Raw genomic sequence first — 26,866 nt, forward strand, 5'->3', positions numbered from 1 at the left:
GAGGCGATGATGAAACATATCGATCAATCACAGATCCAGCCGGAGACCGCCGGGCGCCTGAACGCGCTGGTGGGGGAATTCACCGGCCAGTCGCAGGCCTATTACCAGCGGGTCTTCAGCCACATGATGGAAGCGCCGGGCTACCGCTTCACCCTGAACCGCGCCGCCGCGGTGCTGGGGCCGGTCTGGTTCGGCGCCCGGGGCCTGTGGTCCTGGTTCCTGGGTTTTCTGCTGCTGGAAACGCTGGCCTACATCCAGATCGCGATGGGGCTGTTCGGCGACCTCGGCCGGGACTCCCGGCTGCGCGCGGAGCAGATCGCCCAGACGCTGGACCTGCGGCACCAGCAGATCGCCGCGGCAGAGGCCTCGGGCGCGTCCTCGCTGGAGGCGCTGAAACGCGCGGCGGAATCGCTTGAGGCGGCGCTGGCCGGCGCGCAGCAGGCGGCGGCAGCGGCCAATGCCAGCGGCATCATCTATCTGATCGCCGGCGCGGCGCTGCTGCTGGCGGTCAAACTCCTGGCGGCCTCGCTCGCGAACTGGACGCTGGAGGGGCAGTTTGCCCGCTGGCGCTCCGACCGCCGCGTGGCCAGCGGCTGGTCAATGCCGCGGCTGGCGGTCTCCGCCGTGCTGGCGGCGGCGGTGGTTGTGCTGTCGGCGCTGAAATTCGCGATGCCCGATGCCTTCTCGCTGCTGAACGCCTTCCCCACCAACCGCGACTGGCGGCTGAACGTGGGCGACGGGGTGCAGGCGGCATTCGACTGGACCAAGACCTCGGGCCGCGGCTTCTTTAACGGGCTGACCGCGGGCATGCGTACCCTTCTGGACTGGATCGAGGTGGTGCTGGTCGATACTCCCTGGCCGGTGGTGGCGCTGGTGACCGTGATGCTGGCCTATCTGTCCGCAGGCGCCCGGGTGGCGATCTTCACCGGCGCCGCGCTGGCCTATCTCGGCCTTCTGGACTTCTGGGAAAAGGCGATGACCACCATTGCCCTCCTGGGGGCTGCAGCGCTGATCTCGATCACGCTGGGCATTCCTCTTGGCATCTACTGCGCCCGCCGCCCCAAGGTGTTTGCGGTGGTGCGCCCGGTGCTGGACTTCATGCAGTCGATGCCCTCCTTCGTCTACCTGATCCCGGTGGTGGCCTTCATCGGCTCCGGCAAGCCCGCGGGCGTGGTGGCGACGATGATCTTCGGCAGCCCGCCGGTGATCCGCTTCACCGTGCTGGGCCTGCAGCAGGTGCCGGAAACCGTGCGCGAGGCGGCGCTCGCCTTTGGCGCCACCCCGCGCTACCTGTTGTGGCGGGTGGATCTGCCGCTGGCGCGCAAGACAATCATGGCCGGCGTCAACCAGACCATCCTGCTGTCGCTGGCGATGGTGGTCGTGGCCTCGCTGATCGGCGCCAAGGGGCTGGGTGAGGACGTGCTGGAAGCGCTGCAATATGCGGCTGCCGGCCAAGGCATCCTGGCCGGTCTGGCGATCCTGTTCTGCGCCCTGATCCTCGACCGGATCGTGGCCGGAAAAAGGTGAAGGCGAATGGCGCCGCAGCCAAGCTTTTTATGGCGCGGCGCCGTTACTTGGTCTCCTGAAGATGCACGGGTTATCTGCAGAAACTTTCTCTGCCGGAAGGACAGACCAGCAAGATCTTCACGCGCAAGCGAGCCATTCTGATGCTTGAAGAGCATGAGGCTGCAGCGTAGGCAATCCGCGTGCAGGGGGAGTAGTTCCGCCATCCGGAAATCCCCCCGTTTTCTGGTAGTCCCCCATTTTTACGGAGGCTTGGTCGTAGAATTTACGCGGCCATCTTCAGCTTCCGGGCGGGGGTCATCCCGCCGTTGCCCATGTTGGGGCGTTCATTGCTGCAGGACCACAGCCATGCAGTGGCACTCTGCTGCACTGCGTCGATGCTTTCGAAAATGCAGAGGTCGAGCCGCTCATGCCGGACCGTCCGGTTATAGCGCTCTGCGGAGGCGTTCTGTCGAGGTTTTCCGGGCTGGATGCAGGTCAGGCCGCCCCCCTGTTCCCAGCCGATTCCATGAGGGCGTGTAAACGCCATTCAGAAATGTCACTGGTTCTGCAAAGCAGGAACGTCACCAAGAGGCGTGACGTTCCTGCTTTGCAGCCCGTAGACCCCACATATCGAAGGGCTGAAAAGCCTTGCTGGGCTCAGGTCATAGGCCGAGCTTTCGCCGTTCTTTCTTGTTGTGGAATGCTTTGAGGCCTTCTTCGCGCACAATCTCTTCGAAGGCGCGCCAGGCGAGGCCATCACCATCGCGGCCGGCGCCAAGGCGCACGCCCGCCGCACTGCGCGCTGGACCACACGCTGGACCACACGCTGGACCGGCGGCTCGGGAAAGCGGTTCCTGGCAGAGCTTCAAGCATATATGTAAACAATAATAGCAGAAATACCAGCCACAAAGCGGATTTCGCGCCCCAATCTGTAATCTATCATTACTAATATTGACAAACATCTCGAGCCTCGCGTACTAATCCTGACAACTCGGGCGCAACCCGCACTGCGGCGCGCACGATTGGCGGCACCGTGCGCCGCCGCCCGGGAAGACAGAACATGCCACGCGATAGGAACCAGCAATGAGCGACTACATCCTGCCAGCCGAAACCCGCGACAATCTGAAGAAGGTGTCGACCGCCTCGGTCGCCACCGCTCTCTACAAGCGCGGCCTGCGCAACCAGTTCGTGCAGGGCGTGCCGCCGGTGGCGCGCAAACCCGTGCGCATGGTTGGTCAGGCCTTCACCCTGCGCTACATCCCCGCGCGCGAGGACCGCAATCCGCTGGCCGTCTTCCGCGACCGCGATCACAAGCAGCGCGTGGCGGTGGAAACCTGCCCCGAAGGCCACGTGCTGGTGATGGATGCCCGCAAGGACAGCCGCGCCGCCACCGCGGGGTCGATCCTGGTCACCCGGCTGGCACAGCGCGGAGTTGCCGGGGTGGTTTCCGACGGCGGCGTGCGCGACGCCGAAGGCATCGGCGCGCTGGACATACCTGCCTATTTCGCCCGCGCCTCCGCGCCCACCAACCTCACCCTGCACGAGGCAATCGACATCAACGTGCCGATTTCCTGCGGCGATGCCCCGGTGTTTCCGGGCGACGTGATGCTGGGCGACGGCGACGGGGTGATGGTGATCCCCGCCCATCTGGCCGAAGAAATCGCCGAAGAATGCACCCAGATGGAAGCCTATGAGGATTTCGTGCTGGAACAGGTGCAGGCCGGCGCCGGCATCATCGGGCTTTACCCGGCCACGGAGGAAGAAAACCTCGTGAAATTCGACACCTGGCGCGAAAAGGCGGGACGCTGACATGACCTTTGCACCGCACGGAAATCACCTGATCGCAGGCCGGCGCATCGACGCGCCGCAGCGTTTCACCTCGGCGCCCGCATCCGGCCCGGCCCACGACTATGCCGCGGGCACGCCTGCGGTGGTGGCCGAGGCCTGCGCCGCCGCCGAGGCCGCCTTTGCCGGCTTTGCCGCCAGCAGCCGCCAGCAGCGCGCCGCGCTGCTGAACACCATTGCCGGCGAGATCGACGCCCGCGGCGCCCGGATCACCGAGATCGGCAGCTCGGAAACCGGCCTCCCCGAGGCGCGGCTGGAAGGCGAGCGCGGCCGCACCACCGGCCAGCTGCGGCTGTTTGCCCAGCATATTCTGGACGGCGCTCACCTGGACCGCCGCCACGACGCCGCCCTGCCCGGCCGCCAGCCGCTGCCGCGCCCGGATCTGCGCATGGTGCAGCGCCCCATCGGCCCGGTGGCGGTTTTCGGCGCGTCGAACTTCCCGCTGGCGTTTTCCACCGCAGGCGGCGACACCGCCGCGGCGCTGGCGGCCGGCTGCCCGGTGGTGGTCAAGGGGCATGGCGCCCACCCCGGCACCAGCGAGATTGTCGGCGACGCCATCGTTGCCGCGCTGGACAAGCTGGGCATGGATGCGGGCATCTTCAGCCTGGTGCAGGGTGGCAGCCGCGCCGTCGGCGCTGCGCTGGTGACCGATCCGCGGATCAAGGCGGTCGGCTTCACCGGCAGCCTTGGCGGCGGCCGCGCCCTGTTCGATCTCTGCGCCGCACGCCCCGAACCGATCCCGTTTTTCGGCGAGCTGGGCAGCGTCAACCCGATGTTCGTCCTGCCCGCCGCCGCCGCATCCCGCGCGGCGGAGCTGGGCGCCGGCTGGGCCGCCAGCCTGACCATGGGCGCAGGCCAGTTCTGCACCAATCCGGGCATTGCCATTGTTCTGGACGGACCCGATGCCGATGCCTTTGTGCAATCGGCCGCCGCCGCGCTTGCCGATACGGGTCCGCAGACCATGCTGACCGGCGCCATGGCCGAGGCCTACCGCAGCGGCGCGCGGCGGATGGCGGAGGGCGCCGGCGTGAACACCCTGCTGCCGCCGCCCTGCGACGGCCGCGCCGCCACGCCGCAGCTGTTCGAGGTTTCCGCTGAAAACTGGCTGTCGAACGAAGATCTGGCCGAGGAAGTCTTTGGCCCGCTTGGTCTGGTGATCCGCGCCGAAACCCCGGAGCAGCTGGTGACGCTCGGGCGCAGCTTCAAGGGCCAGCTGACCGCAACCCTGCAGATGGACGACAGCGATCTGGCCCTGGCGCAAGAGCTGCTGCCGGTGCTGGAGCGCATGGCCGGCCGGGTGCTGGCCAACGGCTTTCCAACCGGGGTCGAGGTCTGCGATGCGATGGTCCACGGCGGCCCCTACCCCGCCAGCACCAACTTTGGCGCGACATCCGTCGGCACCCTGTCGATCCGCCGCTTCCTGCGCCCGGTCTGCTACCAGAACCTGCCTGAGGCACTGCTGCCGGCCGATCTCGCCGCTGTCTGAGGCGCAGCCCTCCGGCCCGCCGCCAAAGGCGGGCCGCCCGCCCAGACCCTGCATCGGGCATCCCCTGCCAGCATTACAGATTCTATCAACTCCGCAAAAAATCACCGCACCAACTGCGCGAGCTGACGCAACCTGTAGTCAAACTTTACAAATTAGGCACTTTTGGACGCAAAATCCCGCCTAATTGGTAATTTTTAGCGTTGATTTGTAAAATTCAACTCAGTACAGTGAACCATGGCTCGCAGCGCACGCAGCACGTCGCCCCAGGCCAAGACCAGACAGCATATGGGAGGATGTTAACGGTCGCATCTCAAGCGCGGGCTTGTCCCGCCCCGAAAGGCGCTTCAGCCGGGCAGCACCCGCAGCCGGACGCGCATCTTCTGCCAATCGACACAAAAGATCACCACCGACCCTCGGCGGCCGGGCATCCAGCCGGATCCCGCCGCCCGGACCCCGCAATTTGCGGAACTTATCTGGACGACAACATCTGTGAAGGAGGAACAGGTCTATGTTTTCTACGGGCTTGAAACACAAACTGGCACTAGCGCTCGGCGCCTGCATCTTCGGCACCTCGGTTGCCGCGGCGGACTTTCCGGCCCGCGACATCCGGCTGATCGTGCCGTGGCCCGCCGGCGGCGGCGCCGATGCGATTTCGCGCAAGATCAGCAACATTGCCGAGCAGGAACTGCCCAAATCCATCTACGTCGAAAACATCGCCGGCGCGGTCACCGCAACCGGCCTGATGCAGATGACCAATGCCCGTCCCGACGGCCACACGGTCGGCGTGCTGACCTATGACAGCATCATCACCCTGCCCCGCGGCCAGATGGTGCCGGGCTATTCGCTGGACAACATGATCCCGATCGCCCGCATCACCAGCGAGGCCGACGCCATCGTGGTGTCCAAACACTCCGGCATCGACAGCTTTGAAGAGCTGGTCGAAACCGCCAAGGCCAACCCCGGCAAGGTGCGCCTCGGCGTCGCCCCCAAGGGCTCCGGCCCCTATCTGTCGGCCAGCCAGCTGGAAAAACTGCTGGGCGTCGATTTCAACGTGATCACCTATGCAGGCTCCTCCGCCGCGGAAGCCGAGGCACTGCTGTCGGGTGAGCTGGACGCGGCGATCTCCAGCCTGGGCGATTTCAGCGGCATCATCGAATCCGGCGACGCCAAGGGCGTGGTGGAGCTGACCTCGGTGCAGAACCTGACCTACACAGACGTGCCCACCATCGCCTCCAAGGGCTATGATTTGCAGACCGGCAGCTTCATCGTGCTCGCCGCCCCCAAGGACACCCCGGCAGAAGCAATCGGCACGCTCGAAGCCGCCTTCAAGACAGCCTACGACAGCGCCGAATTCCAGGGCTGGCTCCAGCAGGTCGGTGTCACCCCCGACTGGCTCGGCTCTGACGAGGTCACCTCCTGGAAGGACGATCTGCAGCAGAAGACCTTCTCGCTGATGGACGAGCTGGGCCTGTAAGGCACTGCCGCAGAGGCTCCCCCGTGTCCCCGGCCTGCCCCCGGGGACATGACGCCCGGCCCGGCCCGGCGCCAGCTTGCCCCACCCAGCGGCCCGCCCTTTTGCCGAAACGGCGCGGACCGGCAGGCTGGACTGCACCCCGCCCCCCGTTCCGGCACCCGCATACCACTCACGACCCACCACCCCAGCCCGGGAGAAGACGATGCTCTTAAACAGGCAACTGCTATTCTATTTTGTCACTCTTGCAGTGTCCGCCGGATACCTCATTTCGGCGCTCAGCCTGGGCTCCCCGATGTCCGAAAGCGGCCTGACGCCCTCCTTCTTCCCGATCCTGGTGGGCGCCGCCGCGGTCCTGTTTTCCGCCATTCTGATCCTGCAGCGGCTGCGCGCCGGACAGGCCGGGCCCGCTGCCCCCGCGGCAGAGGCACCGCACAGCTGGACCCACCTCGGCGTGGCGGCGGCGGTCTTTGTCTACATCCTCGCCTTCAAGCCGCTGGGCTATTTCCTCTCTTCCGGCCTGTTCGTTTTTGCGATCATCCTGCTGTTCTCCTCGTTTGAAAAGCTGTTGCAGAAGGCCGCCCTCTCCGCCGCGATCACCGGCATCGCCTATGTCATGTTTCAGCAGCTGTTCGGGGTCCGCCTCCCGACGCTCTGGGGGTAAACCATGGATTTCATCTTACTTGTCCTGAGCAGCTTTTCCCTGCTCCTGGAGCCCATGAACCTGACCTATGTGGTCCTGGGCTTTGTGATCGGCACCATCTTCGCGGCCATTCCCGGCCTCACCGCCACCCTGGCGATGGCGCTGCTGCTGCCGGTGACCTACACCCTCAACGTCGAGACCGCGCTGATGGCCTGCGCCAGCATCTACATGGCCGGCATGTGCGGCGGCAGCATCACCGCAACCACCATCAACATCCCCGGTGCGCCTTCATCGATGATGACGGCGCTGGACGGCTATCCGATGCAGCAGCAGGGCAAGGGCGCGCTGGCGCTTGGTCATGCGGCGCTGGGGTCGATGTTCGGCGGTGCCGTCGGCGCGCTGCTGCTGATCGCGGTGGCGCCCTTCGTGGCCGAACTGTCGCTGCTGGTCAAAACCACCGGCAAATTCGCCCTGCTCGCCTTTGCCATCATCGTGGTGGTGATCGCCCAGCGCGGCCGCATCGCCCAGGCCGGGCTGGCCGCCTGCATCGGGCTGATGCTGGCCACCGTCGGGCTTGACGCAATGGAGCCGGTCACCCGCTTCACCTTTGGCAATGCCAACCTGACCGCGGGCATCGACCTGATGCCGGTGATCATCGGCACCTTCGCCATCGCAGAAGTGCTGATGCAGGCCAGCGCCTCGCGCGATACCAGCCTGCTCACCGCCGCCGCCGAAAAGGTCAAGATCAAGCGCCGCGATTTCCTGCCGCCGCTTGCCGACATCCGCAAAATCGGGCTGGGCTGCTATCTGAAATCCTGCCTGATCGGCTATTTCGTCGGCACGCTGCCGGGGGCCGGCGGCTCGATGGGGTCCTTCCTCGCCTATACCGAGGCGGTGCGCACCTCCGACGACCCCGAGAGCTTCGGCAAGGGCAACCCCAAGGGCATCGTCGCCTCCGAAAGCGCCAACAATGCTGTCTGCGGCGGTGCCATGGTGCCGATGCTGACCTTCGGCATCCCGGGCGATCCGATTACCGCGATCATGCTGGGGGTGCTGGTCATCAACGGCATCCAGCCGGGGCCGCAGCTGATGGCCGGACAGGCCGGTCTGATCGCGCCGATGCTGGCCGCGCTGCTGTTCAGCGCCGTGGTGCTGATCCCGCTGACGCTCTACCTGATCGGCCCCTACTTCATCCGCATCGTCGCGCTGCGCAAGGATGTGCTTTATGCCGTGATCGCGCTGCTGGCGGTGGTCGGCAGCTATGTGGCCACCTATTCGACGTTCCAGATGTTCATGGCCCTGGCCTTGGGGGTGCTGGCCTTCTATCTGCGCCGCAACGGATTTCCGGTCATCACCATGCTGTTGGGCTATATCCTCGGCCCCAATCTCGAGGAATTCCTGCGCCGCTCGCTGGCGCTGTCCAATGGTGATCCGACGACCTTCTTCACCAATCTCGACAGCCTGTTCTTCGTGCTGCTGACGCTGGTCTTCGTCTACTTCCTGGTGATCCGCAAACCGGCCGGCAAACCGGCCGCCGCCGGGGCCAGGTAGCCCGCCCCCGCTCCGGCGGGGCGCCTGATCACCGGCCCGGCGGCACATGCACCGCCGGGCCATTCCAACGGCCGCGTTTGCGCCTATAAAGGAGAGAACGGTCCAGCCCGAGCGCCCGGCCCGACCCAGGAACAGGCCCGAACCGAAACAAAGGAGACCACGTTGGCAGAGACACGACGCCCTACGCTGGCGGATCAGGTTTACGATCAGCTCATGGCAAAGATCCTCGACGAGGAATACCCGGTGCACAGCCGCCTGCCCGCCGAAGAGGTTCTGGCGCAGACCTTCGGCGTCTCCCGACCCATTGTGCGCGCCGCCTTGTCGCGTCTGCGCGACGATGGCATCGTGCAATCGCGCCGCGGCTCCGGCAGCTATGTGCTGCGCCAGCCCGACCGCCAGCTGATCAGCTTTGCGCCGCTGGAATCGATCTCCGACGTGCAGCGCTGCTATGAATTCCGCATCGACGTCGAAGGCGCCGCAGCCGCCTGGGCCGCCCGCCGCCGCGACGACGAGGATCTGGCGGCGATGGACCACGCCTATCAGGTGATGGAAGAAACCTATGAGCAAAGCGGCCTGGGCGTCGAGGCCGACCAGATGCTGCACCTGGCGGTAGCGCGCGCCACCAAGAACCCGTTCTTTGCCTCGGTGCTGGAATCGCTGGGCGAGCAGATCGCCTTCGGGGTCAAGCTGTCGCGCTCGCTGACGCTGCTGGACAAGCCCGCGCGCCAGGAGCTGGTGCTGGCCGAGCACCGCGCGGTGCTGCAGGCGATCCGCCTGCAGCAGCCCGAGGTCGCCGAAGCCACCATGCGTCACCACATCACCGCCGCCAAGGACCGGATGTTCGTCGGCAGCCAGGACAGCTAGATGTCTAGCCTTGGGGCGTGGCGGCTCGGATCAGCGATGAAACGATCCGGCTCGTTTGTCGATATCTTGCAGATGTATTCGCATGGCATTTGCCCCTTTAGCGTCTGCAGACGGCGCGCATAGTTATAGGCGGCGATGAACCCGTCGAGGCGGCCTTCCGGCGCAGCATGGGTCTCGGAGCGGTACCGCTGGACGGAGGCCTCCTTGATTGTGCGGATCACCGTTCAACCTGGCGGCTCGTCCAGGGATGGTTGATTATAGTCACGCGCCCCCAAAGGGGCCGCGAAAGCGCGTAGAACGCTGGCGGAGCAGATGCCCGACGTGGCCACGCTGAAGGAAATGCCGGAAAAACATCCGAAGCCTGGTTCACGGAGGCGAGCTGTGGACTGGGCCATGAGAAAGAAGAACCACAACCAGCGGCGGGCCTGGGCCCTGGCCGGCATCGATCCGCGTGTCTGCCGGCGGCAGCCGGCCCGGCCTGAGGACACCAAGTTGCGCGAGCGGCTGAAGAAATTGTCCGGTGAACGTCGGCGGATCACCGTTCTCATTCAAGATCCTCGCCAAGGCGCTTGCGGCGAAGGTGTTCATTCCAAGCCGAGTGCCCGCCTCCTCTGGCCTGCGCGCCATGGCACGATTGCATGGCGCGCAATCCAGCTTACCCGCGAGACGAGCTGGTCAGGCCTCTGCTTAAGCCAAAGCAACAAATGAGCCTGGTGTGATCGCCTCGTGTGACAAAAGCGGAAGGATATCCCGGCGCAGAAGCCGGAGCAAAGCGCGGCACCCTCGGACCTGCATGCCGATTTCAGCCGAAAGATCATAAAGGCTCCAGGCCCCGTGCAGTCTTTTCCCGGCGCGCAATGCTGAGCGCCCCCGGAAGCTGCTGACCGTCTGACACGCAATTTCCTCAGTCCGGCTTTCTGGAACTGGCTGCAGTTGGGGCACGTGAGACTGGGATCGGTCCGGAGGTGCCGGCCAGGCGTGCGTTCCATGAGCGATGGAATGACGGCGCCCTGACCGGCGATGGTGCGCTTTTTACCTCGGCCGCCGATCAGAAGTCAGCTTGGACCGCAACAACAAGGCTGCGTCCAGGCTGGGCAACACGGCCGATCGGGCTCACGTCAACACCCCGGGTATAATAGTCCTCATCAAAGAGGTTGTTGATCGCTGCGGTAAGGCGGACATTCCGGTTGGAAACGCCAAGCTCCTTGGACGCCTGCAGGTTCCACACCCAGGCTGACGGCAGAGGGCCAGCCGAGCCATCGGCCGTTTCAACCTGGGTATTGGCAGCGTCACTGAAAGCAGCGCTGCGGTAATGGCCATTGAGGCCGAAAGCCCAGCTGTCCAACTCGTACTCGGCCGTCACATTGACCTGATGATCCGAGGCGTAGGGCACTTCGTTGCCCGCAAATTGCCCCGAAAGCTGCTCGGTATCGGTCAATGTGTAATGCGCCTTCAGCGACAGGCCCGGCACCGTATAGGGCTGCCACGCCGCGGTCAGTTCCACGCCCTGGTGACGGGTTTCGCCCAGGTTCTGGAACTGCAGGCTGGCCCGGTCGAACTCGATCTGGTCGGAGAAATCGATCCGGAACAGCGCAGCGCTGAGGCTGATGTCCGATGTTGGCTCATAGCGCATCCCCAGCTCGTAGTTCCACGCCAGTTCGTTGCTGACCGGAGCGCCGCGGGTCACCTGCGCCACCTGCGGAACGCGCAGGGACTTGTTGGCATTGGCGAACAGGAAGACGCTGTCCGCCGCCTGGAAGCCAAGCGCCAGGCCGGGCAGGAGTTCGGTGGTGCGGTTGCCCGACGCGGTATTGTTGATGCGGTCGCTGAAATCGGTCTCGACGGATTCGTAGCGCAGGCCGGGGGTGATCTCCAGCCGGTCATTCATCAGCGAAACCGTGTCACTGATGTAAGCCGCATAGGCGTCGGTTTTGAAGTACCAGTCCCGCGCGGCCGTGGTGGTGCCGGTGGCCAGATTGGTGCGGTCGACGGCAAAATCGACCTCTTCGCGCACGTAACGGGCGCCGACCACCAGCTTGTGCGAGGCATTTGTGGTGTGGAACAGATGCGTGTAGCGGGGCTCGGTGCCGTAGACCGTGAACTCGCGCGGGCTGCTGGCCACGTCAGTTGCCGGGGTGTCCGGATCGAACGGCTGGCCGAAATCGAAGGTCCGGTCCGATTTGTGCGCGAAGTTCACCCAATGGAATTCCCCGCTGCTGCCGATCTGGCGGTCATAGGTCAGAGATGCGCGCAGGGTTTTTGCATCGAAGGCATCATGCGGGCGCGTTGATTGGCTCGGATCCTGTTCGTAGGCCTGAGGCGACAGCGCGCCGGGCAGTTCCGCGTCCACATCGTAATACTGCAGGCGGCCCTTCAGGCTGCTCTGGTCATCAATCCGCCATTCACCATCAACCATGACGTTCAGGACATCGGTTCCGGAATGCTCCCGGCCGCCGTCGCCAGTCACGGCGTTGACCTGCGCCTGCAGGCCGAAGTCGGGGGACACGAAGCCGCCCCACCGGAAGTAGGTGTCGCTCAGAAGGTTGCCCGTGCGCTCATCCACGATGAATTTCTGCTTGGCGGTGCCGGAGAGGTCTTGCGGGATCGGTTTGCTGATCAGGTCGATCACGCCGCTGACATTGTTCGGGCCGAAACGGACAGCGCCGCCGCCGCGGACGATATCGGCCCGGGCGATCGTTTCCAGGCTGGCCGGAAACAGCGAGAGCCCGGTTCCGGTGTAAGGCGCCAGCGCCAGCGGGATGCCGTCCAGCAGCATCATGACCCGCTCGCTTCGCAGCGGGTTGAGGCCGCGGATCCCGATGTTGGGCAGCACGCCCGTGCCGGTCTCGTCTTCGACACGGACGCTGGGAACCTTGCGCAGCGCATCGTCCAGCGTCCGGTTGCCCTGCTGGTGGAGGTCCTTTTCAGACAGGACATCACGTGCGCCCGGGTAACGCTTGACCTCTGCTTCCGTGGAATCGCCCAGCCAGCTGCCGTCAACGGATATCGCCTCCAATTCGATGACCTCGGCATCAGTCTGATTGGCGGTTTGCGCGTGCAGAGCCGCCGGCATCCCCAAACCGGCTGCTGAGAGCATCAAAAGCCCCAAGGTGCTGACTGGAAAGCCGAGAGACCGCTCTGGCCGTATGTGTGTGTTTCCTGCGTGAGTGGTTCGCATTTTCGTGTTCCTCGTTCCGATCGAATTTCGCATCCGGAAGAACTGCTTGCAGGAGCTGGTCAGCGCATTCTCTGCGCCGGCCGGCACCCGTGATCATCGGGCAACCGGCAGGTCTCTCTGTCTTTTGTCTGGCTGTATTCGCCGCGGTTCACATGGTCCTGATGCAACCGGGCTTGACGGGCTGCCGCTTGGCTGGGTCCCGGCTCTCATAGGTGGCAGCCCCTACGGCGTCAATCCTGACAAAAAAACTTTTTTTGCAGGCTGTTTATGGCCGTGGGACCGCGGATAGTCTGCATGACCGCTTTTCCGACAAAAAGACTTTGACGGCGCGTGGCCTTGCCTGTAACTGCGGCAGCCATCAGCCAGCCTTCCGGCGAGCCAGGTATGCGAACAAGCTATGGTCCCGGTTACATGCGCTGTTTCATTCTTGCCGTCGTTCTTGGTTTCGCCGCTGCCGCTGCTCAGGCGCGCGAGGTGGTTCATGCGCTTGGCACGGCGCAGGTCCCCGATGCACCGCAGCGGATCGTGGTGCTGGAATTCTCCTTTCTCGATGCCTTGGCCGCGGCTGGTCTGGTGCCGGTGGGGATTGCGGATGACAACAAGCCCGAGCGCATCCAGCCCGTGCTTCGGGACCTGATCGGGGACAATTGGACCAGCGTCGGCACCCGCAAAACCCCGAGCCTGGAAGTGATTGCCGCGCTGCAGCCTGATCTGATCATTGCAGACACCGCCCGGCATGGCACAATCCGCAGCACGCTGGAGCAGATTGCTCCGGTGATCTTCTACGACAGCCTGACTGGCGGTTACGAGGACGTGCTGTCTCAGGCTGCCCGTATCGGTGAAGCGGTGGGCCGGGATGAGGAAATGGCTGCATTTCAGACCGGTCACGCCGCACGTATGAACGCGATACGCGAGCAAATCGCGCCTGCAGCCGATGACCGCCCAGCGCAATTCGGGGTCGCCGGCAGCCGGGGCCTCTGGCTGCACAGCCCGCAATCCTATGCCGGCACATTGCTGTCCGCACTGGGTTTCGAGGCAGCCGGGCCTGTGACCGAGGGCGGCTCTTACGGTGCTCTCTACCAGCCTGTGACGCTTGAGCAGCTATCGGAAACCGATCCTGCCGTCCTGATCCTGGGCAAACCTGGCAAAGGGGATACGATTGATCAGGCTTGGGCGTCCGAAACACTTTGGCAGCAGCTTGAAGCGGTCCGGAAAGGACATGTTTTCGAGGTCTCTTCCGATCTCTGGTCCCGGTCGCGGGGCATGCTGACCGCCGAACAGTCCGCAGCAGATCTTCTGGCCATCGCAAAGTCGCTCCAGTGAACGGGTCCCGCTGTGTGATCCAGGCCGGCGAGCGGCATACGGCCCGTTGGGACCGGGTATTCTGGATGCTGGCCGGATGTGCAGCCATAGCGGGCGGCACCGGGCTTTCGCTGGCCACAGGCGGGCGCAGTGATGTCGGGCTAGCCGACCTGTCAGGTTTGTTCCGGGGTGCCGAGGCGACACTGGCCGAACAGACCATGCGTGATATCCGGGTGCCGCGCACCCTGTCGGCGGTGCTGCTGGGCGCCAACCTCGGGATGGCCGGGCTGCTCCTCCAGGCGGTGACACGCAACAACCTGGCTTCGCCAGGCCTGCTCGGCATCAACCAGGGGGCGGCGCTGGGGATCGTGCTGGGCGTGGCGGCGCCCGGATTTGCGGCGGTGCCTTTGCCGCTGCTGGCGACGTTCTGCGCCCTCGCTGCGGCAGCTCTGACCTTTGCCATTTCGGGGGCATTTTCCGGGCGTATCGATGCCATGCGCCTGATATTGGGCGGGATTGCCGTGGGCGCACTTGGGTTTGCCGCGGTGCGGCTCGGCTATACGCTGGAAGACGACGTGTCGCGCCAGATCGTGCGCTGGACAGTCGGCGATGTCGCCGGAGTTCGGATGGATGCCGTGGGGCGGCTGGCTCTGGTTGCGGTGGCGGGCGGCGGCGCAGCCTTTGCCCTGGCACACCGGCTCAACCTGATGGCGCTGGGACAGGCCGCCAGCCACGGGCTGGGCGCGGACCCCCGCCGGACGCTGGCCGCCGGCACTGCTGTGGCAGCCATCCTGACCGGGGTCAGCGTGTCCGTCGCCGGGCCGATCGCCTTTGCCGGACTGGTGGTGCCGCATCTCGCCAAAAGCCTGGCGGTGCCGGATTACCGCCGGCTGATGCCGCTGGCCGCGCTTCTCGGCGCCGGACTGCTGGCCTGGGCCGATGCGCTTTCGAAACTGTGGCCAGGCATGGCGGAGATTCCGGTAGGCGTGGTGGTGGCCCTGATCGGCGCACCCTGGCTTCTGGCGGCCGTTCTCAGCGGCAAAGGAGCAGGCAATGCGCGCTGATCCTTTACCCTATCACCGTTTCGGCAGCCGCCGGACTTCCTGTACCCTGATCCTTCTCTCGCTGGTTCTGACTGCTGCGGTGCTGTTCGGCCTGACCAGCGGCGCAGTTCCCATCCCTGCCAGCGTCCTTTGGAACACGCTGCTTGGTTTTGACGGGCCCCGTCAGGATTTCATACTCCTCAACCTGCGCCTGCCCCGCACCCTTCTGGCGGCCCTTACCGGTGCCTCGCTCGCTGTCTCCGGGGCGGTGATCCAGTCGCTGCTGCGCAATCCGCTGGCAAGCCCGAAAATCGCCGGCATCAATTCCGGCGCCGCCTTTGCGGTTCTCAGTTGCACATTGATCCTGCCCGCTCACGCCAGCGGTTTGGCCCCCTATGCGGCAGCAGCGGGAGGACTTGCGGCTGGCGGTCTGGTGTGGATCATGGCCAGCCGCGGACAGGTCGATGCCGCCCGGCTGACCCTGATCGGCGTTGCAACCGGGTTTGCACTGGATGCTGCAGTTGAATTCCTGCTGGTCACCCAGACCGGGCCTGAGTTTTCGGCGCCGATGATCTGGCTGACAGGCAGCTTGTGGGGCCGCGGCTGGACGCATCTTGCCGGCGTCGCTCCGGTCCTGTCCGTGCTGATCTTACTGGCCTTCCTGCTGAGCTTCCGGCTGGATCTGCAATATCTCGGTCCCGCCCGAGCGGCGGCGCTGGGAGCGCGCAACCGGCTGGAGCGCGGAGCCGCCTTTCTGGTGGCAGTCCTTCTGGCAGCCATTTCCGTCAGCGTGGTCGGGGTTATCGGCTTTGTCGGCCTGATGGCGCCGCATATCGCCATGCGGCTGGTCGGCGGGCGCCATTGGCCATTGCTGCCTGCCGCAGCGCTGACCGGCGCGATCTTCTGCGCAGGCGCGGATGCTGCCGGCCGCGCCATCGCACCGCCGGCCGAGATCTCCGCCGGGATTGTCACCGCGCTGCTGGGCGCGCCGTTTTTCATTTGGCTTCTCATATCAGAAAATCGCAGTCAGAGAGGCACCGGATGATCGAGCTTGAGAATCTCGTGGCAGGCTACAGGTCGTTCCGCCTCCACCCTGCAACCTTGCGGTTTGACGCAGGCAAGCTGACCGCGCTGATCGGCCCGAACGGCTGCGGCAAGTCTACCCTATTCAAGGCGGTATCCGGGCAGCTTAAGGCGGAGGGCGGGCGGATCCGCGTTGGCGATGAAGATATCGCGCGCCTGTCCCCCCGCGCACTGGCCCGGCGGCTGTCCCTGCTGTCGCAGGACAATGAGGTGCCGCCCGGGGTCACCGTGGCTGATCTGGTAGGCTATGGCCGCGCACCGCATCAGAACCTGCTGGGCATCGGCAATGCCGCCGATCGGGCTGTTGTGTCCCGTGCCATTACCCGGATGGGGCTGGAGGATCTGGCCGGGCGCAAGCTGGCGGCCCTGTCCGGAGGCCAGCGCCAGCGGGCTTTCATCGCCATGGTGTTGGCCCAGAACACGCCTGCGATGCTTTTTGACGAGCCGACCAGCTGGCTGGACATCCGCCACCAGGTAGAGGTGCTGCGGCTGATGCGAAGCCTGGCCCGCGAGGGGCGGAGCTGCATCACGGTGCTGCACGATATCCCGCAGGCGGCCCGCTATGCTGATGAAATCGTGGTCATGAAAGCAGGCCGGGTGGTGGCGCATGGCGCGCCGCAGCAGGTATTGACCGTGGAACTGATCGAACAGGTCTACGGCCTGCCCGTCGAAATCCATCCCGACCCGGTAACCGGAACACCGGTCCCGGTGCCGCTGGAGACGGTCTGCCCGGTTCAGTAGTTCAGCATGCAGCTAAGATTGACCTGCCAGGCAGGGACGGAATGAATCCAGCTTCCCGTGGCAATGAGCGACCTGTGTGGATTGCTCTTGCAGAGCAAGACATTTCTGATCTGGTTTCGCACTGGTCAGAAGCAGACGTGTGTCCGGCCTTTTTGCGCGGCACATGCGGCCGCTGGCCCTGATGGTTTCCGCACGCCAAGTCCCATACGGAGTCTCGGACGACGTTGTGTCCCTGGCATTCGACGGGGTGTCTTGGCGGGCGGGCTGACTGTGCTCAAACTTCTCGAAGGTCTTGCTGTCCCGGTCCCTGTTCTCCTCAGCTCAGGCGGGGCGTGGCCGGTAGTGATCGTTCCTGGTCAGGACAGCCCAGACAATCCGGGCAGTTTTGTTTGCCATGGCTACGGTGGCAAGGCGGGCCGGTTTGCGCGCGAGCAGATCCAATGTCCACGGATCCACACCATCAGGATGGGTTTTCATCCTGTCTGACATCAGCACCTGTGGGCCTGATTGAGGGATTTGCATACCGGAAGGTTTCTGGCTCATCTGAACCGTCAAGGAGTGAAGATGAGACGGAAAGCTGGAACCGGCGACAAACCGGCGGCTGATGGGGTCGCCAAAGACACTCGCCGCAAGACGCGCGAGCCACCGAACCGGCGCCGCCAAGTGCAGCAGGCCGCGTGCTGACACCGGCACCACGGCAAGCAGTGCGTACGCCGCCGCCATCCGCCAGCTTCAGTTCGATCTCACGCAAAAGCTTCAGGATGTCCGCGTCCGAATGCCGTTTCCGAGCCATCTTCTGTCCCCCTTCCACGGCAAAAGCAGTGGCCCGGGTTTAGGGGGCAAAGACACCGCCATGTCCGGCTCTGGCGGCGCCTCCGGCACATCGCAGACCACCAGCGGGGCGAAGACAGGTTCGTCCAGCTCCGCCGCTGGCAATACCAGCGTTCCCCGCTTCGCCAGCCGGCGCCAGGCCGATAGCTGGTTCGCTAAGACCTCATACCGCGCCGCCACGCCATTCACCATCGGTGACAGACGCGTAGATCTCACCGCCCAACGAATTGAGAAACGGATTTGCAGCGCGCATTGCGAGACGCACTCCCCGCCGTGAGATGCGCAACATCTCGCAGCCCGGGATAAGAGCTGCAATGCGGGGCTGGGACACCGCTTGCGAACTTGGCCGCCCCCTACCTTCAGAGGCCATCGGGCCGTGGCGCAGGTATCGCTCACAAAATACAGCTTCGTATCGGCTCAAGATGCACGAAGCATGCGACAGGGTCAGCTGCGCTCGCCGACTTACAGGGCTTCCGGACTTCTGGCGACATTTTTGAGCCAGTCCCGCTGCTGCTGAAAGTTGCATGATTCCAGAGAATTGAGCGGTCCCCAAGCGCCGCCCCGCGTCTCCTTTCGGGACCGGGGCGGCGCGGGGGATCACGGCAGGAATTCGACGGTCACAAAGATCAAGGCTGTGTCGCCGGTGTTCTCCAGATCATGGATGAAAAACGCGCCATCCGCGATCTCGTAATGCTTGGTATCGCCCGCGCTGTTGCTGACTTCGCGAATATCGCCATCGCGGTAGTGGCTGCGCGCGGCTCGGGGTGACCGCGGTCCAGAAGTAATCGCAGTCGTGCCGGTGGAAGGGCAATCTCTCCCCCGGGGCGAGGTTCAGGTGCCAGACACGGGTCTTGCCGTGTTCCGACACGATCCTGGAGCCGACCTGGCGGTTGGTCCAATTGGCCGCAATCTCGTCGCGGTGGAAATCGGACCAAGCGGCGTAGGCGGCGGGGTTCGGTAGATCTTTCGTGGCAAGCTCCTGTCTCCGGGTTACGCCACTTCGCGGGCGCAGGTGGATTCCTCGTCGAGGCTGCCGAGGATGCGTTTTTCGTATTCGACGAACTTTGCATCCGTGACTTTGCGCGGATACGGCATGTCGATCTCGAAGACCTCCTTGATACGCGAGGGCCGGGCCGAAAACAGCGCGACACGGTCTGACAACAGGATCGCCTCTTCCACCGAATGGGTGACGAATAACGTGGTCTTCTGCGTCGCCTTGTGGATGCGGATCAGGTCGGTGATCAAGCGCGACCGGGTCTGCGCATCCAGCGCGCCGAAGGGTTCGTCCATCAGCAGGAACTCGGGATCATAGGCCAGGGCGCGGGCAATGGCGACGCGCTGGCGCATGCCGCCCGAGAGCGTTTCGGGGTAGACGTCCTCGAACCCTTCCAGCCCGATCATCTCGACCAGTTCTCGGCACTTCGCCTCCTGCTCCGCCTTGGACGCCTTGGCGATCCGCATGCCATAAGTGATATTGTCCTTCACCTTCATCCAGGGAAACAGCAGGTATTCCTGGAACACCATGCCGCGGTTCGCACCGGGCCCCGTGATGGGCTGGCCATGCATGGTCAGGCTTCCGGAGGTCGGTTTCTCGAACCCGCCCACCATGTAGAGAAAGGTGGATTTGCCGCATCCCGAGGGCCCGAGCAGCGAAATGAACTCGCCCTGCTTGACCTCGAGATCGATGCCGCCAAGCGCGATAACCTCCTTGTCGGTTCCAGGGTTGAAGCGCTTGCCCACATCGCGGGCGGAAATTACCGTATCGGTCATGACGTCTCTCCTCAGATGCGTTTCTTGGTGGACAGGCCCCAGCGCTCCACCGTGCGCCGCTCGATGAAGCCGAACATGATGCGCTCCAGCGAGACACCGATCACGCCGACGACGATCAGCCCTGCGAACATGGCTTCGGTGTCGAGGAAAGTGCGCGCATCGTAGATCATGAAACCGACGCCGTATTTGGTGGCGGCAAAGATCTCGCCCGCGATCACTGCGCGCCAAGCCCGGCCCAACGCCAGTTTGTGACCGGCGATCAGATAGGGCATGGTCGCGCCCAGCAGCACCGAGCGCAGGATCTGCCAGCGCGAGGCCCCTGCGGTCGCGCAGCCCAGATCATCCGGGTCGGCACGTTCTGCACGCCCGCAGCCGCGGTATAGATGATCGGGAAACAGGACCCGGTGATGACCACGACGATCACCGTTTCGATTCCCAGCCCCATCCAGAGCACGAGCACCGGCACGAAGGCGATGTTCGGGATCACCATGAACATGGAGATGATCGGGTTCAGCCAGGCGTAGACTGTGGAATTCATCCCCATGGTCAGGCCGATGGCGGACGAGACCACCGCCGCCCCCAGGAACCCCGCCAGCAGCGCAAACAGCGTCACGCCGATATGGCGCAGCATCAGGACATCGGGGGTGGCGCCTTCGCCGGGCCCCATCATGTCCCAGAGCCGCAAGAGCACCAGCGAGGGAGGCGGCATCATCACCATGTTGACGCCGCCGAGGCGCACCATGGCCTCCCAGAGCAGGCCGAAGCCGAGAATGGCAAAGAACGGCGTCAGCCGGTTGCCGGAAAAGATGCCCTTCAATGTGTCGTAGGGCGACGGGATCAGCGGGCAGCGGACATGGAGGGGGCTCCTTTCGCTGTGGCAAGGGATGTCTTGGTCATGATTGCATCTCCAGTGCCGGGGCGGGAGTCGCAGCAGGCGAAAGATATTCCGCCACGGCCTGCCACCCGCCGAGTTTCTTGATCAGCTGCCCCTGGTCACGCTTGGCGCCTGCATCGGCCTCTTCGGGCGGGACGATATCGCGCAATTGCCGTTCGAATTCGGCCAAAAGGCCGCTGTAGGCCGGATCAAGCGCGAGGTTCTTCAGCTCATCCGCGTCAGTTTCCAGATCGTAAAGCTCGGGTGCAAAACCGGCATAGTGGATGTATTTGCAACGTCCGCGCCGGATCATGAATTCGTCCGACTTGGCGGCGGTGGCGTGGTATTCGCTGAACACCGGCCGGCCGGTGTCTTAGGGCAGCCATTGGCAGGCGGTGTCGCGGATGGCCCTGTCGTATTCAATATATTCTGTTTCGCCCGGCCCGATCTTTTCGGCAAAGCTCTGGCAATGCGGGCGGCGCAGCGGGTCGCGGATCAGCCCGTGGGTGTCGCCATGGTTCAGCAGCCGCATCGGCAGCTGTTCCCGGTCAAAGCCAAGCTGGCCCGGCTTCTGAAGGTAGTGCAGCTTGCCGATCCAATCGGTGCGCAGCCCGGCGTCCTGCAATTCATGGCCCCTGCTGCGGACCTTGCCGTCATAGGCAATGCAATTGTCCCAACAGCCGGTCTTGTGCGGGTATTCACCGGTGACCAAGGCGGCGCGCGCCGGCACGCAGATCGGCGAGTTGGTATAGGCATCGCGGAACCGCGTGCCGCGCGCCGCCAGGCGGTCGAGGTTGGGCGTCTTGACGAAAGGATGTCCGGCACAGCCCAGAGCATTGCCGCTGTGTTCATCATCCATGATGATGAGAAGGTTGGTATCCGTCATGTTCTTTCTTCCGGACAAAGAGGGAGTGTTCGCACCCCGGTACCCACCGGGGCACGTGAGGCGGGTCGAGCCATTTCAGGGGGGTCAGCTCCCGGCGGGCTGAACGGTCTTGGCGGCTTCTTCGAAGAACCGCGGGTTCATGAAGTCCATGTATTCGGGCTTGTCGCCGCGCAGTTTGCCTTCGGCGGCCAGGCTGTCGAAGACCTCGCCCAGCGCCTCGGAGATTTCCTGGCCGTCCATCTTCGGTGTGAAGTCGAAATCGTCCAGGCCCGGCCGCAGAACCTCGGCGGTCAGGTCCCGGCCCCGGCGCTGCATCGCGGTTTCCAGCAATTCTGCGGCGCGGTCCGGGTCTTCGACCAGGATGTTCTGTGCCTCGATGGCGGCAGACATGAAGCGGGTCACGATATCCGCGTTCTCTTCTGCATAATGTCTGACGTCAGCGCCAATGGGACAGTTTAGGGTGATTTGATAAGAGAGAGTTTCTGACACATCGTAACCACCAAGGAGTGGAGATGAGACAGAAACCCGGAACCAAGCAGAGCCACGGCGAGAAGGTCGTCAAGGACATCCGTCGCGCCACCCGCAAGCAGTACTCAGCTGAGGAGAAGATCAGGATCGTCTTGGACGGCCTGAAGGGCGAAGACAGCATTGCAGAGCTGTGTCGCCGCGAGGGCATTGCGCAGAGCTTGTATTACAGCCGGTCCAAGGAATTCCTCGAAGCCGGGAAGAAACGCTTGGCGGGCGATACGGCGCGTGCGGCGACGTCGAGCGAGGTAAAAGACCTTCGCCGTGAAGCCCGAGATCTAAAGGAGGTTGTCGCTGAGCAGGCCCTGGAGTTGCGGCTGCTCAAAAAAAGCATGATCGCGGATGGGGGCGACGGCGAATGAGGTATCCCGCATCTGAGAAGCTGGAGATCATCCGGCTGGTGGAAGGGGCGCACCTGCCGACCAGGCGCACGCTGGACAAGCTCGGCATCCCCAGAACGACCTTCTACCGCTGGTATGATCGGTATTTGTCGGGCGGCCCTGAGGCGCTGGAAGATCGCAGTCCCAGGCCGTCGCGGGTCTGGAACCGCATCCCTGAGCCGGTGCGCGAGAAGATCAAGGACTTGGCCCTGCAGGAAAGCGATCTGTCGCCGCGCGAGTTGACCGTGCAATTCACTGACACGGAAAAGTATCCTCGCCCATTGTCTCTCGGACCAATGGCGTTCCAATGGCTCGATGTCAGAGGCTTCGGTCTATCGCATCCTCAAGGCCTACGACCTGATCACCAGCCCGGCCTATGTGGTTCTGTCCGCCTCTGACAAGTTCCGTGACAAGACGACCCGACCGAACCAGCTTTGGCAGACCGACTTTACCTACCTGAAGGTCATCGGCTGGGGCTGGTTCTACCTGTCCACGATCCTCGACGATTACAGCCGCTACATCATCGCCTGGAAACTTTGCACGACGATGAAGTCAGGCGATGTGACCGACACGCTCGACCTGGCGCTGCAGGCTTCGGGTTGTGATCAGGCGAAGGGCCTGCACAAGCCCCGCCTGCTCAGTGACAACGGGTCGAGTTACATCTCGGGCGAGTTGGCCGATTGGCTGGAAGATCGGCAGATGGATCATGTCCGCGGTGCCCCATATCACCCGCAAACCCAGGGCAAGATCGAGCGCTGGCACCAGACCCTGAAGAACCGCATCCTGCTGGAGAACTACTTCCTGCCCGGCGATCTCAGGCAGAAGATCGACGCCTTCGTCGAGCATTACAACCACCGACGATACCACGAGAGCCTGCAGAACCTCACCCCGGCCGATGTCTACTTCGGGCGCGGCCAGACCATCCTGAAACAACGAGAAAGGATCAAACGAAAGACTATCGAAACCCGGCGCTTGCTTCACCGAAGATCCGCCGCATAATCAAACCAACCAGATGAGCCAGACCCTCTCTTCGCTCAGGCTGCCAACTGGCCCAAAATCTCTGACGACAGACATCTCCGGATACTCCGCAATCTCCTGCCGGCCTCAGTTGAGCGTCATGCTGATCTGCCGCGCCCGCCCGATCAATTCTGCAATTTGTTCAGAGTCTCCGGCGCTGGCGTTTATCCTGCCGGCATCCTCCGCCCAATTCCTGATCTCGGCCGCGGCACTATCCAGCAACCGTCCTCCGGCGCTGTCAGTCTGCCGGGTGCGGATCCGCTCGCCTTGGCGTTCTGAGAGCCGTGCGCAAAGTTCGGCGTGCATCTGTTCCAATTTGGGATTGGGGATTGGCATGGCCGTCTCCTTCGTTGCTGTCACTGTAGCAACTCACAAGGGCACTGCTTTGTTCCCGGCCTGCTTTGTTCCCGGCCTGCAGACACAGCGCCTTGATAGGCGGTTTCCGGCCGGGGATGCGCCTATCAAGGCGGCCCGGGGAACTGGGAATTACGGAAATGCGTTTTATCGGTACCGGCTTGGTCCAATCCGGCACAAGGCGGCGACCAGAAGAAATGGAGAAAAGATATGCGTAGCACTCTCGAAAGAATTGCGCTTGTGTCTGTCCTCGCAAGCGTCCCGGCAATCGCCTATTCGCAAGCTGCTGATCCAGCGGAGGACCCCGCGGCAGGTGCCGATCCGGCTCCTGCCGGACAAACCGCGCCCGCAACGGGCGGAACCGAGGCGTCCATTGCTCCTGTCGAGGGCCAGATCATCCTGCAAAGCGAGGATACGATCCTGGCCAAGGATATGATCGGCCTGACCGTTTTCTCGCACGAAGGAGACCCTGTGGGCGACATCAACAACCTGATTGTCAACCTTGACGGGGCCGTCGAAGGCGTTGTTATCGGCGTCGGCGGCTTCCTTGGCATCGGCGAGAAAGAGGTGGCAATCGAGCTGAACAAGATCAAGCTGGTGACCCCCGAAGGCGGCGGCATGAAGCTTGTGCTCAACGCGACCCGCGAGGACCTGGACGCAGCACCTGTCTTCAAGACGGCCCGCGCTCAGAAACTGGAGCTTGACGCCGCAGGGGCCGTGCAACCGTCCGGCGAGGGGCTTGCGCCGGCAGTTGAGCCGGCCGAATAAGGAATGCCCCCGCAACTGTGTGAATGGCGGCCGTCCCCGCAATCGCACCGGCAGGCGTGCCGCCGCCTGCCGGTGCGGCCGGTGACTTCGAAGCCGCGGTTATCAAACAGTTCGGCGAGCCCCGTATCGGTGCAACCCGGTGAACAAGGGTCGCGTGGAGGCATCGAGAACCTTTGGCTCCGTCTCCTGCGCATGTTCAATTGCCGTGTCCGGCAGAGATGCCGTCATTGGCAAAATCCTCCCTCCCGCCGGGACCGCGGCAGGCGCCCCTCCGAGACGGGCGGGAAACCCTGCCGGCACACCGCTTTTCAAGAGCTTCCCTGCCGATGCCTTGCGGAATTTCCGGTCCGCCGATTTCGCGGCATCGCCTGTCGCGCGCCAGACCTGGTCTGCGGAAGCAGTTTCCCGCGGGCTTTGCGACTTCAGAGGCTTGACGGGAGGGCCGGTTCCCGCACGGAGGCCAGGTCACGCAAGCGGCCATCTGATGCCACTACTGCCAAAAGTGCCGATGCTTCGGCACGGCCGGCCACGACATTCGATACGGGTCTAGAGCGACGGACACTGGCTTGACATAAATACCGACTGGTTGGTATTAATTCGCATGCCCAGACCAACCAAACAGAATCCCGAGCGCGGCGATGCACGAAAGAGGCTGCTGGAAGCCGCCCGGGATGTCATTCGAACGCAAGGCTTCGCAGCGACCACGGTCGACGATCTCTGCAAGGCGGCCGGCGTCACCAAAGGCGCCTTCTTCCATCATTTCGAGAACAAGCAGGCGTTGGGCGTGGCAGCGGCTGCTTACTGGGCTGAGACGACTTCCGCCTTTTTTGCGGACGCTCCTTATCACCAGCACGACGATCCGTTTGACCGGGTGATCGGCTATGCCGAGTTCCGCAAGGATATCATCGCGGGCGATCTCGCCGAATTCACCTGCCTCGCCGGCACAATGACGCAGGAGATCTACGGCACTCATCCGGCGATCCGCGAGGCCTGCGCCGCCAGCATCTTCGGTCATGCGGCGACGCTGGAGCCGGACATCGAGGCGGCCATGAAAGAGCGCGGGATCAAGGCCGATTGGACATCGGCCAGCCTCGCCGCCCACACCCAGGCGGTACTGCAGGGCGCCTTCATCCTCGCCAAGGCAACAGGCGACCGCGCCATCGCGCGCGAGAGCGTCGATCACTTGAAACGCTACATCGAAATGCTGTTCGCCCCGTCCGGTGAAAGAGAAGGACCATGATGGCTTCCCCAAGCAAACCCACCATCACCGTCTTCGAACGTTCGCCTGATGGCGGGCGCGGCCTGGCGCGCTTTCGATGCACAAAAGAAATTCTTCAACGCCGCGGCGGCGATGCGAGCAATGGCAGGCGTTGACACAACAACATTTCAACTGAAAGGGAGAAAACAGAAATGGAACCAACAATCTATTTGTTCTTCAAGGGCAACTGCCTTGAGGCGATGAGCCATTACGCCGATGTTCTCGGCGGCAAGATCAGCGGTGTTTTCCGCAATGGCGATGCGCCGGATCCGGAAAGCCGCATGCCGGGCGGCGATGATATGATCATGAACATGGCCATGTCGCTGGGCAGCGCCATTGTCATGGCTTCCGACAGCACCGAAGAGATGTATGACAAGCCGCAGGGTTTCCGGGTCTCGATCGCACCGGCATCGCGCGAGGAATTCGACCGCATCTACGGCGCGCTGGCGAAGGATGCGGAGGCCGTCGAAATGGTGCCTGATGAAACCTTCTGGGCCGAGCGCTTCGCCATGTTCACCGACAAATACGGCACGCCCTGGATGCTCAACTACGAGGGCAGCAAGGGGTCCGCCTGAACCGAACCCGCCTCAGGAAAGGAGACGCAATCATGTTTCGAGCTGTCCTTGTGGCCGCAATGCTCGCGGCAACCGGTCCGGCTTTGGCCGAAGATACGCCGGCGGGCGGCCGTGTCGAGGTCAACGGCATGCAGATGTATTACGAGGTTTCCGGGAGCGGCGACCCGCTGATCGTCCTGCACGGCGCCTACATGAACATCCCGTCGATGGGCCGGATCATCCCGATGCTGGCGGAATCCCACCAGGTATATGCTCTGGAATTCCAGGGCCACGGCCGCACGACCGATATTGACCGGCCGATCACCTACCCGAACCTTGCGGGCGATGTCGCCGCCTTCATGGAGACGGTCGGGATCGATAAGGCCGACGTCTTCGGCTATTCGATGGGGGCCGCCGCCGGGCTCAGGCTTGCCATCGACGCCCCCGAGAAGGTCGGTCGGCTCGTTGCAGCCTCGGCTGCGTACGATTTCGAGGGTTGGCAGCCGGCCTTCAAGGAGTTCATCCCGCAGATGAACGTCGAGATGTTCCTGGAGATGCCGTTCGCCGCGGAATACCGCGAACTGGCCGCTGATCCGGACGGGTTTCCGGCCCTGGTCGAGAAATTGATTGCGCTCGAACACGAGCCAATGGCGTGGGGCGAGGAAATGAAAGCTTTGGACATCCCGGTGCTGATCATCACCGGCGACGCTGACGTCGCGACGCTTGAGCATTCGGTCTCGATGTTCCGCCTGCTTGGCGGCGGGATGATGGGCGACATGGGTCAACCGCTGCCGGCGTCCCGTCTCGCCGTGATGCCGGCAACGTCGCACACCGCGGTCATCAATCAGCCCGGCCTACTGCATGCCTTCATCGAGCCCTTCCTTCAGGGCGAGACGCCGAAGGGCTTCTTTGAATAGCACTGCATCGGACCATATT

Annotated in this window: 23 protein-coding genes and 4 pseudogenes; 17 read left to right on the top strand and 10 right to left on the bottom strand. The window is 63.8% G+C overall.

Annotated elements, in window-relative coordinates:
• Window positions 1-9 precede the first annotated feature (9 nt).
• Complete coding sequence (locus OKQ63_RS13920) at window positions 10-1,527, top strand: ABC transporter permease (protein ID WP_264210667.1); 1,518 nt, start codon at window positions 10-12, stop codon at window positions 1,525-1,527.
• A gap of 262 nt (window positions 1,528-1,789) precedes the next feature.
• On the opposite strand, the pseudogene OKQ63_RS13925 reads toward OKQ63_RS13920, so the two are convergent.
• Window positions 1,790-2,005 (bottom strand): annotated as a pseudogene (locus OKQ63_RS13925) (integrase core domain-containing protein); the annotation flags it as partial.
• A gap of 584 nt (window positions 2,006-2,589) precedes the next feature.
• Between OKQ63_RS13925 and OKQ63_RS13930 the strand changes: the two are divergent.
• From OKQ63_RS13930 to OKQ63_RS13960, 7 genes and pseudogenes are all read left to right on the top strand, one after another.
• Window positions 2,590-3,315, top strand: a complete 726-nt coding sequence (locus tag OKQ63_RS13930; protein WP_264210668.1) for a ribonuclease activity regulator RraA — start codon at window positions 2,590-2,592, stop codon at window positions 3,313-3,315.
• A 1-nt stretch (window position 3,316) separates the two neighbouring features.
• A complete protein-coding gene (locus tag OKQ63_RS13935) occupies window positions 3,317-4,837 on the top strand; it encodes an aldehyde dehydrogenase (NADP(+)) (protein WP_264210669.1) in 1,521 nt (506 codons plus the stop codon).
• Window positions 4,838-5,345: 508 nt separating this feature from the next.
• Entirely contained in the window at window positions 5,346-6,311 is a 966-nt protein-coding gene (locus OKQ63_RS13940) for a Bug family tripartite tricarboxylate transporter substrate binding protein (protein WP_264210670.1), read from the top strand.
• A 202-nt stretch (window positions 6,312-6,513) separates the two neighbouring features.
• Window positions 6,514-6,972 carry a tripartite tricarboxylate transporter TctB family protein gene (locus OKQ63_RS13945; RefSeq protein WP_264210671.1) on the top strand — a complete coding sequence of 153 codons (459 nt, stop codon included), beginning with the start codon at window positions 6,514-6,516 and terminating at the stop codon, window positions 6,970-6,972.
• A gap of 3 nt (window positions 6,973-6,975) precedes the next feature.
• Entirely contained in the window at window positions 6,976-8,502 is a 1,527-nt protein-coding gene (locus tag OKQ63_RS13950) for a tripartite tricarboxylate transporter permease (protein ID WP_264210672.1), read from the top strand.
• A gap of 162 nt (window positions 8,503-8,664) precedes the next feature.
• Window positions 8,665-9,366 carry a FadR/GntR family transcriptional regulator gene (locus OKQ63_RS13955; RefSeq protein ID WP_264210673.1) on the top strand — a complete coding sequence of 234 codons (702 nt, stop codon included), beginning with the start codon at window positions 8,665-8,667 and terminating at the stop codon, window positions 9,364-9,366.
• A 282-nt stretch (window positions 9,367-9,648) separates the two neighbouring features.
• Window positions 9,649-9,900: pseudogene (locus tag OKQ63_RS13960) on the top strand (IS3 family transposase); the annotation flags it as partial.
• Window positions 9,901-10,414: 514 nt separating this feature from the next.
• On the opposite strand, the gene OKQ63_RS13965 reads toward OKQ63_RS13960, so the two are convergent.
• Window positions 10,415-12,463, bottom strand: coding sequence for a TonB-dependent receptor family protein (locus OKQ63_RS13965; RefSeq protein ID WP_264210674.1), 2,049 nt, complete (start codon window positions 12,461-12,463; stop codon window positions 10,415-10,417).
• Between the two features lie 465 nt (window positions 12,464-12,928).
• Here OKQ63_RS13965 and OKQ63_RS13970 point away from each other — a divergent pair, with 465 nt between their 5' ends.
• From OKQ63_RS13970 to OKQ63_RS13985, 4 genes are all read left to right on the top strand, one after another.
• Window positions 12,929-13,867, top strand: a complete 939-nt coding sequence (locus OKQ63_RS13970) for an ABC transporter substrate-binding protein (protein WP_264210675.1) — start codon at window positions 12,929-12,931, stop codon at window positions 13,865-13,867.
• A 65-nt stretch (window positions 13,868-13,932) separates the two neighbouring features.
• On the top strand, window positions 13,933-14,910 hold the full coding sequence (locus OKQ63_RS13975; protein ID WP_264210676.1) for a FecCD family ABC transporter permease: 978 nt from the start codon (window positions 13,933-13,935) through the stop codon (window positions 14,908-14,910).
• On the top strand, window positions 14,900-15,934 hold the full coding sequence (locus tag OKQ63_RS13980) for a FecCD family ABC transporter permease (RefSeq protein WP_264210677.1): 1,035 nt from the start codon (window positions 14,900-14,902) through the stop codon (window positions 15,932-15,934). Before OKQ63_RS13975 ends, OKQ63_RS13980 begins: the two co-directional genes overlap by 11 nt.
• Window positions 15,931-16,713, top strand: a complete 783-nt coding sequence (locus OKQ63_RS13985; protein ID WP_264210678.1) for an ABC transporter ATP-binding protein — start codon at window positions 15,931-15,933, stop codon at window positions 16,711-16,713. Before OKQ63_RS13980 ends, OKQ63_RS13985 begins: the two co-directional genes overlap by 4 nt.
• 321 nt (window positions 16,714-17,034) lie before the next feature.
• Here OKQ63_RS13985 and OKQ63_RS13990 read toward each other — a convergent pair.
• The 7 genes and pseudogenes from OKQ63_RS13990 to OKQ63_RS14020 form a co-directional block, all read right to left on the bottom strand.
• Window positions 17,035-17,160 (bottom strand): annotated as a pseudogene (locus tag OKQ63_RS13990) (IS110 family transposase); the annotation flags it as partial.
• 1,374 nt (window positions 17,161-18,534) lie between these two features.
• A complete protein-coding gene (locus OKQ63_RS13995; RefSeq protein WP_264210679.1) occupies window positions 18,535-19,314 on the bottom strand; it encodes an ABC transporter ATP-binding protein in 780 nt (259 codons plus the stop codon).
• Window positions 19,315-19,325: 11 nt separating this feature from the next.
• Window positions 19,326-19,586, bottom strand: coding sequence for an ABC transporter permease (locus OKQ63_RS14000; RefSeq protein WP_264210680.1), 261 nt, complete (start codon window positions 19,584-19,586; stop codon window positions 19,326-19,328).
• Window positions 19,574-20,131, bottom strand: coding sequence for an ABC transporter permease (locus tag OKQ63_RS14005; protein WP_264210681.1), 558 nt, complete (start codon window positions 20,129-20,131; stop codon window positions 19,574-19,576). The genes OKQ63_RS14000 and OKQ63_RS14005 overlap by 13 nt, the downstream gene beginning before the upstream one ends.
• 76 nt (window positions 20,132-20,207) lie before the next feature.
• Window positions 20,208-20,546, bottom strand: a complete 339-nt coding sequence (locus OKQ63_RS14010; RefSeq protein ID WP_264210682.1) for a hypothetical protein — start codon at window positions 20,544-20,546, stop codon at window positions 20,208-20,210.
• Between the two features lie 15 nt (window positions 20,547-20,561).
• Window positions 20,562-21,074 carry a sulfatase-like hydrolase/transferase gene (locus tag OKQ63_RS14015; RefSeq protein WP_264210683.1) on the bottom strand — a complete coding sequence of 171 codons (513 nt, stop codon included), beginning with the start codon at window positions 21,072-21,074 and terminating at the stop codon, window positions 20,562-20,564.
• Window positions 21,075-21,158: 84 nt separating this feature from the next.
• Entirely contained in the window at window positions 21,159-21,476 is a 318-nt protein-coding gene (locus tag OKQ63_RS14020) for a substrate-binding domain-containing protein (protein WP_264210684.1), read from the bottom strand.
• 110 nt (window positions 21,477-21,586) lie between these two features.
• Between OKQ63_RS14020 and OKQ63_RS14025 the strand changes: the two are divergent.
• Window positions 21,587-22,978: pseudogene (locus OKQ63_RS14025) on the top strand (IS3 family transposase).
• Window positions 22,979-23,083: 105 nt separating this feature from the next.
• Here OKQ63_RS14025 and OKQ63_RS14030 read toward each other — a convergent pair.
• The gene (locus OKQ63_RS14030) at window positions 23,084-23,332 is read right to left on the bottom strand and encodes a hypothetical protein (protein ID WP_264210685.1); all 249 of its coding nucleotides are present in this window, start codon (window positions 23,330-23,332) and stop codon (window positions 23,084-23,086) included.
• Window positions 23,333-23,560: 228 nt separating this feature from the next.
• Here OKQ63_RS14030 and OKQ63_RS14035 point away from each other — a divergent pair, with 228 nt between their 5' ends.
• From OKQ63_RS14035 to OKQ63_RS14050, 4 genes are all read left to right on the top strand, one after another.
• Window positions 23,561-24,118 (top strand): PRC-barrel domain-containing protein, encoded by a 558-nt coding sequence (locus OKQ63_RS14035; RefSeq protein WP_264210686.1) that lies wholly within the window; start codon window positions 23,561-23,563, stop codon window positions 24,116-24,118.
• Window positions 24,119-24,719: 601 nt separating this feature from the next.
• The gene (locus OKQ63_RS14040) at window positions 24,720-25,358 is read left to right on the top strand and encodes a TetR/AcrR family transcriptional regulator (protein WP_264210687.1); all 639 of its coding nucleotides are present in this window, start codon (window positions 24,720-24,722) and stop codon (window positions 25,356-25,358) included.
• A gap of 170 nt (window positions 25,359-25,528) precedes the next feature.
• Entirely contained in the window at window positions 25,529-25,951 is a 423-nt protein-coding gene (locus OKQ63_RS14045; RefSeq protein ID WP_264210688.1) for a VOC family protein, read from the top strand.
• Between the two features lie 32 nt (window positions 25,952-25,983).
• Entirely contained in the window at window positions 25,984-26,847 is an 864-nt protein-coding gene (locus tag OKQ63_RS14050; RefSeq protein WP_264210689.1) for an alpha/beta fold hydrolase, read from the top strand.
• Window positions 26,848-26,866: the final 19 nt, after the last annotated feature.

Source organism: Leisingera thetidis, assembly GCF_025857195.1.
Taxonomy (GTDB): Bacteria; Pseudomonadota; Alphaproteobacteria; order Rhodobacterales; family Rhodobacteraceae; genus Leisingera; species Leisingera thetidis.

Bases quoted from the DNA above. Each gene is read 5' to 3' on its own strand.
- OKQ63_RS13985 (WP_264210678.1), top strand. From the start codon at position 15,931: ATGATCGAGCTTGAGAATCTCGTGGCAGGCTACAGGTCGTTCCGCCTC.
- OKQ63_RS14000 (WP_264210680.1), bottom strand. From the start codon at position 19,586: ATGCCCTATCTGATCGCCGGTCACAAACTGGCGTTGGGCCGGGCTTGG.
- OKQ63_RS13945 (WP_264210671.1), top strand. From the start codon at position 6,514: ATGCTCTTAAACAGGCAACTGCTATTCTATTTTGTCACTCTTGCAGTG.
- OKQ63_RS13975 (WP_264210676.1), top strand. From the start codon at position 13,933: ATGCTGGCCGGATGTGCAGCCATAGCGGGCGGCACCGGGCTTTCGCTG.
- OKQ63_RS13930 (WP_264210668.1), top strand. From the start codon at position 2,590: ATGAGCGACTACATCCTGCCAGCCGAAACCCGCGACAATCTGAAGAAG.
- OKQ63_RS13940 (WP_264210670.1), top strand. From the start codon at position 5,346: ATGTTTTCTACGGGCTTGAAACACAAACTGGCACTAGCGCTCGGCGCC.
- OKQ63_RS13970 (WP_264210675.1), top strand. From the start codon at position 12,929: ATGCGAACAAGCTATGGTCCCGGTTACATGCGCTGTTTCATTCTTGCC.
- OKQ63_RS14035 (WP_264210686.1), top strand. From the start codon at position 23,561: ATGCGTAGCACTCTCGAAAGAATTGCGCTTGTGTCTGTCCTCGCAAGC.
- OKQ63_RS13965 (WP_264210674.1), bottom strand. From the start codon at position 12,463: ATGCTCTCAGCAGCCGGTTTGGGGATGCCGGCGGCTCTGCACGCGCAA.
- OKQ63_RS14040 (WP_264210687.1), top strand. From the start codon at position 24,720: ATGCCCAGACCAACCAAACAGAATCCCGAGCGCGGCGATGCACGAAAG.
- OKQ63_RS13980 (WP_264210677.1), top strand. From the start codon at position 14,900: ATGCGCGCTGATCCTTTACCCTATCACCGTTTCGGCAGCCGCCGGACT.
- OKQ63_RS14050 (WP_264210689.1), top strand. From the start codon at position 25,984: ATGTTTCGAGCTGTCCTTGTGGCCGCAATGCTCGCGGCAACCGGTCCG.
- OKQ63_RS14030 (WP_264210685.1), bottom strand. From the start codon at position 23,332: ATGCCAATCCCCAATCCCAAATTGGAACAGATGCACGCCGAACTTTGC.
- OKQ63_RS13935 (WP_264210669.1), top strand. From the start codon at position 3,317: ATGACCTTTGCACCGCACGGAAATCACCTGATCGCAGGCCGGCGCATC.
- OKQ63_RS13950 (WP_264210672.1), top strand. From the start codon at position 6,976: ATGGATTTCATCTTACTTGTCCTGAGCAGCTTTTCCCTGCTCCTGGAG.
- OKQ63_RS13995 (WP_264210679.1), bottom strand. From the start codon at position 19,314: ATGACCGATACGGTAATTTCCGCCCGCGATGTGGGCAAGCGCTTCAAC.
- OKQ63_RS14045 (WP_264210688.1), top strand. From the start codon at position 25,529: ATGGAACCAACAATCTATTTGTTCTTCAAGGGCAACTGCCTTGAGGCG.
- OKQ63_RS14015 (WP_264210683.1), bottom strand. From the start codon at position 21,074: ATGACGGATACCAACCTTCTCATCATCATGGATGATGAACACAGCGGC.
- OKQ63_RS13920 (WP_264210667.1), top strand. From the start codon at position 10: ATGAAACATATCGATCAATCACAGATCCAGCCGGAGACCGCCGGGCGC.